This window comes from Hansschlegelia beijingensis (genome assembly GCF_045505405.1).
In the GTDB taxonomy this organism is placed as follows: Bacteria; Pseudomonadota; Alphaproteobacteria; order Rhizobiales; family Methylopilaceae; genus Methylopila; species Methylopila beijingensis_A.
The window spans coordinates 1-3,393 of record NZ_JBJKEX010000330.1 but is presented as its reverse complement, the minus strand read 5'-3'; the positions used below and the strand labels follow the sequence as shown (position 1 = coordinate 3,393).

5 protein-coding genes and 1 pseudogene are annotated in these 3,393 nt (G+C 66.2%); 1 reads left to right on the top strand and 5 read right to left on the bottom strand.

Going from position 1 to position 3,393, the window contains the following annotated elements; translation table 11 throughout:
• Nucleotides 1-309, bottom strand: a 309-nt coding sequence (locus ACIKT0_RS15430) for a phosphatidylglycerol lysyltransferase domain-containing protein (RefSeq protein ID WP_407106210.1), incomplete at its 3' end; no start/stop codon positions are given.
• Between ACIKT0_RS15430 and ACIKT0_RS15425 the strand changes: the two genes are divergently transcribed.
• On the top strand, nucleotides 283-666 hold the full coding sequence (locus tag ACIKT0_RS15425) for a hypothetical protein (RefSeq protein ID WP_407106209.1): 384 nt from the start codon (nucleotides 283-285) through the stop codon (nucleotides 664-666). The genes ACIKT0_RS15430 and ACIKT0_RS15425 overlap by 27 nt on opposite strands.
• A gap of 117 nt (nucleotides 667-783) precedes the next feature.
• Here the strand turns inward: ACIKT0_RS15425 and ACIKT0_RS15420 are convergent, their stop codons facing one another.
• The 4 genes and pseudogenes from ACIKT0_RS15420 to ACIKT0_RS15405 form a co-directional block, all read right to left on the bottom strand.
• Entirely contained in the window at nucleotides 784-1,659 is an 876-nt protein-coding gene (locus ACIKT0_RS15420; protein ID WP_183394543.1) for an RNA polymerase factor sigma-32, read from the bottom strand.
• Nucleotides 1,660-1,883: 224 nt separating this feature from the next.
• Nucleotides 1,884-2,453 (bottom strand): CarD family transcriptional regulator, encoded by a 570-nt coding sequence (locus tag ACIKT0_RS15415; RefSeq protein ID WP_407106207.1) that lies wholly within the window; start codon nucleotides 2,451-2,453, stop codon nucleotides 1,884-1,886.
• 327 nt (nucleotides 2,454-2,780) lie between these two features.
• On the bottom strand, nucleotides 2,781-3,119 hold the full coding sequence (fdxA, locus tag ACIKT0_RS15410; RefSeq protein ID WP_407106205.1) for a ferredoxin FdxA: 339 nt from the start codon (nucleotides 3,117-3,119) through the stop codon (nucleotides 2,781-2,783).
• Nucleotides 3,120-3,208: 89 nt separating this feature from the next.
• Nucleotides 3,209-3,393: pseudogene (locus tag ACIKT0_RS15405) on the bottom strand (RNA-binding S4 domain-containing protein); the annotation flags it as partial.

Genomic DNA, 3,393 nt, shown 5'->3' with positions numbered 1-3,393 from the left:
GCAGGCGAGATAACGCGGCTCCCAGACCGGATCGAACTTCGACTTGTAGGTCCGAAGACCCTCGAAATTGTAGAAGTTGTCGCCGTAGCGGAACAGGAAGGCGCCGCGACCCTCTACGAGGAAGGTCCCAACCAGCAGTCGGGCGAGGCCGTTCCGGGCACTGTGGTCTGGCGGACCGAGTCCGTAAGCGGCGGCCAGAACCAGCCGCTCGAGACCGCGATACGTGGCGACGTCGACATTCCGGCCCGCAAGGTCCGCGCGACCGTCATCATCCGGCGCAACATGGATGCGACGCTTCCGGCGAGCCACACCATCGAGCTGCAGTTCAAGCTGCCGGAGGACTTCCCGAACGCCGGCATCACCAATGTTCCGGGCGTTCTGATGAAGGCCGACGAATCCGCCCGGGGAGCCGCCGTGTCGGGCCTCTCGGTCCGCGTCACCAACGGTTTCTTCCTCATCGGCCTGTCGAACCTGGAGACGGAGCGCTCGGTCAACGAGCAACTGCTGCGTGACCGTGGCTGGGTCGACATCCCGATCCTCTACGACAACGGCCGTCGCGCGGTGCTGACGCTGGAGAAGGGCGTTCCGGGCACGCAGGCTTTCAACGACGCCTTCGCGGCTTGGGGCGCGGCTCCGGCGGCCGCGGCGGCGCCGGCGGAACAGTAAGGGAGCCGCTCGCGGTCCGGCAGGTCGCTGATCTGCCGGCGGCTCGCTGATCGGCAGACGGCGTGAAAAGAAAAAGGGCGGAGCTGAGCTCCGCCCTTTTTCTTTGGATCAAGCTGGTCAGACCCTTACTTCGGCTGCGCCCATCGGGTGCCGCTCGACCAGCGCGCGGCGCAACTTCTCAAGCGCACGATTCTCGATCTGCCTGACGCGTTCCTTGGAGATTCCGAGACGCTCGCCAAGAGCCTCGAGGGTCACCGCGTTCTCCGCGAGGCGGCGGGCGCGGACGATCTTCAGTTCGCGCTCGTTGAGCACGTCGAGCGCGCCCCGCAGCCAGGTCACGCGGCGTTCCGTGTCGATGCTCTCGCCCACGGTCTCGTCCGGCAGGGGGGCCGTGTCGACGAGGAAGTCCATTCGCTCGGACGAGGAGTTCGGGTCGCTGTCGATCATCGGGGCGTTGAGCGACATGTCGGGGCCCGACAGCCGGGAATCCATAAGCGCGACGTCCTGGGGAGAGACGCCGACGGCTTCGGCGATCTTGCTGTGGAGCGCCCCCGGAACCATCGTCTCGCCGTTCTTGCCGAGCCGCGCGCGCAGCCGGCGCAGGTTGAAGAACAGGGCCTTCTGGGCGGAGCTGGTGCCGCCGCGAACGATCGACCAGTTCCGGAGGATGTGATCCTGAATGGCGGCACGGATCCACCAGGTCGCGTAGGTGGAGAAGCGCACCTCGCGCTCCGGCTCGAAGCGCGCCGCGGCCTCGAGAAGACCCACATGCCCCTCCTGGATCAGGTCGGGCATCGGCAGGCCGTAATGCCTGAAGCGGGCGGCGATCGCGATCACCAGACGCATATGAGCCGCAGCGAGGCGGTGCAGCGCCTGCTCGTCGCCCTCATCCTTCCAGAGGACGGCCAGATCGTGCTCCTCGTCGCGCTCTAGAAACGGCGCCTCCATGGCGGCTCGGACGAAACGGCGACGAACACCGGCCATTTGGGACATCCCGACACTCCCCATGCGACCGTCGTTGGCGACGGCTTTCGGAAGCTGAAACGCCGCAAGGCCGAAAATGGACGCGCCCGATCTGGGATTAACGTTCACGGTTTCGTGATCGACAGGTTGTCCCCCTTGTCCGGGTCGAGGGCGCCGCCATCGCTCTCGTCAAGAGCCCCAACGAAAAAGGCCCGGGGGGAGCCGGGCCTTTCGTGATGACTGACCTGCGCGGATCAGGCCGCCTCGTCCTGCGCCTCGGGCTCGGCCTCGTCGGCCCGGCCCCGGCGCGGGCCCTTGGCGAGCTGCGCTTCGATCAGCTTCTGGGCCTCGACGTCGGAAAGCTTCTGGACCGCCGCCACTTCCCGCATCATGCGGTCGAGAGCGGACTCATAAAGCTGGCGCTCGCTGTAGGACTGCTCGGGCTGGGTGTCGGCGCGGAACAGGTCGCGGACGACTTCGGCGATCGCGATCAGGTCGCCGGAATTGATCTTCGCCTCGTACTCCTGGGCGCGGCGGCTCCACATCGTCTTCTTCACGCGGGCGCGGCCGGTCAGCGTCTCGAGGGCGTTGGCTACGAGCTGGTCGTCCGAAAGCTTGCGCATGCCCGCCGAAGAGACCTTCGCCACCGGAACGCGCAGAGTCATCTTGTCCTTCTCGAAGCTGATGACGAACAGCTCGAGCGTATGACCAGCAATGACCTGTTCCTCGATCGCGACGATCTGGCCGACGCCGTGGGACGGGTAAACCACATGCTCCAACGGCTTGAAGCCATGCCGACTCTGTGACGTCTTCTTGGTGGTCATCCTGCTTCGCACTCCGTCACGTGCCGACGCGCCGCGCCAGCGCTTCACTTGGTCGGGCGAGCGCCCGCCAACGCGTTCAAGAGCGACCGTTTGCGGCCTTGCCGGCAACGCTCGCCTCTGTCAGAAAAACGACATCGCGCGCCCGCAGACGCTACCAACGTCTGGTCAGCCGAAGTTCTCGGATTGCCGGAAAGTTCGCCTTGGCTGGCGACGTGGCGCGCTCGTTTGACTGGCCCGTAACGTAGCACGAACCTGCGCGAAAATCAATGAAGTAGACGCACGGGGGCAACAGTGCCGCCCCCGGCGGCGCCGTCCGCGAACCGCGTCTCAGTCGCCCTGGCCGGGCTCCGGCGAGAAGTACTTCTCAAGCTTGCCCGAGACCCCGTCGAACTCCTTGGCGTCAGCGGGCGGGTCGCGCTTGATCGTCACGTTCGGCCAGCTGCGGGCATAATCCCCGTTAAGCTTGACCCACGATTCCAGGCCCGGCTCCGTGTCCGGCTTGATCGCCTCCGCGGGGCATTCCGGCTCGCAGACGCCGCAATCGATGCATTCGTCGGGATGGATGACGAGCATGTTCTCGCCTTCGTAGAAGCAGTCCACCGGACAGACCTCCACGCAATCCATGTACTTGCAGCGAATGCAATTATCGGTGACCACATAGGTCATCGGCGTCTCCTTGCTCGCACACGACGTAGCGAAGCCGCGGAAGCTTCGCAAGCGTCAGGCTGCGGAGCTGCTACGCCTGCGGGGCGGCCCTACCGGCCAGGCTCGTCCTCCGGACCCGTCGGAGCGGCGGCTTCGTCGCGGAAGCCCGTTCCATTCGCCTCGTCTGGCGACAGGTCATCGTAGAGGGTGCGCGCTTCCGTCGCGGGCCCGCGACGCGCGCCGAGCGCCGCCACGCGAAGCACGCGCACCGTCTGCTCGAGCGCCACGGTGAGCA

Bases quoted from the DNA above. Each gene is read 5' to 3' on its own strand.
- ACIKT0_RS15425 (WP_407106209.1), top strand. From the start codon at position 283: ATGGATGCGACGCTTCCGGCGAGCCACACCATCGAGCTGCAGTTCAAG.
- ACIKT0_RS15420 (WP_183394543.1), bottom strand. From the start codon at position 1,659: ATGTCCCAAATGGCCGGTGTTCGTCGCCGTTTCGTCCGAGCCGCCATG.
- fdxA (WP_407106205.1), bottom strand. From the start codon at position 3,119: ATGACCTATGTGGTCACCGATAATTGCATTCGCTGCAAGTACATGGAT.
- ACIKT0_RS15415 (WP_407106207.1), bottom strand. From the start codon at position 2,453: ATGACCACCAAGAAGACGTCACAGAGTCGGCATGGCTTCAAGCCGTTG.